At 41.2% G+C, this 1845-nt stretch carries 2 protein-coding genes; one reads left to right on the forward strand and one right to left on the reverse strand.

Translation table 11 applies throughout. The features are described 5' to 3' along the window. Positions 1-976 (reverse strand): Gfo/Idh/MocA family protein (locus H7254_RS08005; RefSeq protein ID WP_301932472.1); only part of this gene is annotated, 976 nt, incomplete at its 3' end. Between the two features lie 302 nt (positions 977-1278). On the opposite strand from H7254_RS08005, the gene H7254_RS08010 reads away from it, so the two are divergent. Continuing rightward, on the forward strand, positions 1279-1845 hold a 567-nt coding region (locus tag H7254_RS08010; protein ID WP_301932473.1), incomplete at its 3' end, for a DJ-1/PfpI family protein.

Below are 1845 nucleotides of genomic sequence, written 5' to 3' on the forward strand. Positions count from 1 at the left end.
CAATGCCATGGTCACGGCCATAGGAGCCATTATCTATACCCATCGCAGAATCCCATACCAGGTTAAAATTGTCAAATTCATACAAAGTAGTCAGGGTATCCGGCGTTTCCTCCAGCATATCGGGGTAAGCAAAACGACCGCCTAATGCTGCAATAGACTTAGGTGTTCCTGCCTTCATACCCAGCAATCCGTAATCGAGTAAATGAACACCCCAGTCGGTCATAAGACCACCGGCATAATCCCAAAACCAACGAAAATTAAAATGAAATCTACTGGCGTTAAAAGACCTTTTTGGTGCTGGTCCCAGCCACTGTGCAAAGTCCACACCAGGCGGTGGGGCCGAGTCCGGCACTACGGCACCGGGTTTCATCCAACCCTGGTAGCACCATACTTTTACCGTGCGAATGTTTCCTAACTGACCGCTTTGTACAAAATCAACCGCATCTTTAAAATGCTGTTGGCTTCTTTGCCATTGCCCTGCCTGTACTACCCGGTTATATTTTTGCTGTGCCGCTATCATGCTGTTGCACTCTCCAATGGAATTGCCCACCGGCTTCTCTACGTACACATCTTTACCTGCTGCACAGGCATCGGTCATTATCAATGCATGCCAATGATCCGGTGTGCCGATAATGACAGCATCAATATCTTTTTGATCCAGCAAGGCTTTGTAATTATGATACACTTTTACTTTAGATGCATCCACATTTAGTTTAGCCAGATCGAGCAGGCGTTGGTCTATTACAGATTGATCAACATCACAAATGGCGACGAGGTTTACACCCGGCACTTTTAAGGCAGCTGTAACATTCGCCCAGCCCATACCCTTAATGCCGACGGCACCTATATTTAGCTGATCGCTTGGAGCAATGCGGTTTTTAAAAATAGCAAAGGCATTGTTGTCAAATGCAGAGATAAGCATACTGCCTGCTACTAAGGAGGCACTGTTCTGCAAAAATTTACGGCGGTCTGGCATGGTTGGTTATTTATTGATGAAGAGAAATCATTGAAAAAACAAGTTACAAAGAAATGATAAGAAAAAATGATGGCAGCTATATGTCAATTTTCTGTTGAGACTTTTTAAGGATGTTCCCAAATAAATTTTGAATAAAAAATGCTCCCGTGATTTCGTGTGCCTGTTTGCGATATTGCAAGAAGAGCATAAAAAAATTTTACAAATGCATTTTATCTTTTGTAACTATTTTTATTTTTCAGCCCTATTTTTACAGGTACCAAATTACTAAAGTGATTCAATAACAATTTCAAACCGATTTAATAATGAAAGTAGGCGTTTTACTATTTGAAGGTTTTGAAACCCTCGATGTATTTGGTCCGGTAGAAATATTGGGGAAGTTAAAAGACCTGTATACTATTTCATTTTATTCTTTATCCGGCGGATTGGTTTCAAATTATCACGGAGTAACTATTGCCACACAGCCACTTGAAAATATCAGCAATGGCGTTGGCATTTTTTTAATACCGGGAGGATATGGAACAAGAGAAGCAGTTGATAACATACTGCTGATTGAAAGCATCCGCCAAATAGCTGAACACAGCATGTATGTATTAACCGTTTGTACAGGAAGTGCACTACTTGCCAAAACCGGGTTGTTGGATAACAGGCAAGCAACCTCCAACAAAATAGCGTTTGATTGGGTTATTACCCAAGGTGAAAAAGTAAACTGGATAAAACGTGCAAGATGGACAGTGGATGATAAATATTATACCTCGTCTGGAGTAAGTGCAGGTATGGATATGACCTATGGATTTTTGAGCGATTTGCATGGAAAGCAATTTGCAAGAGACGCTGCATTTAACATTGAATATAGCTGGATGGAAGACAAA

It is taken from the genome of Ferruginibacter sp., assembly GCF_014377975.1.
GTDB lineage: Bacteria > Bacteroidota > Bacteroidia > Chitinophagales > Chitinophagaceae > Ferruginibacter.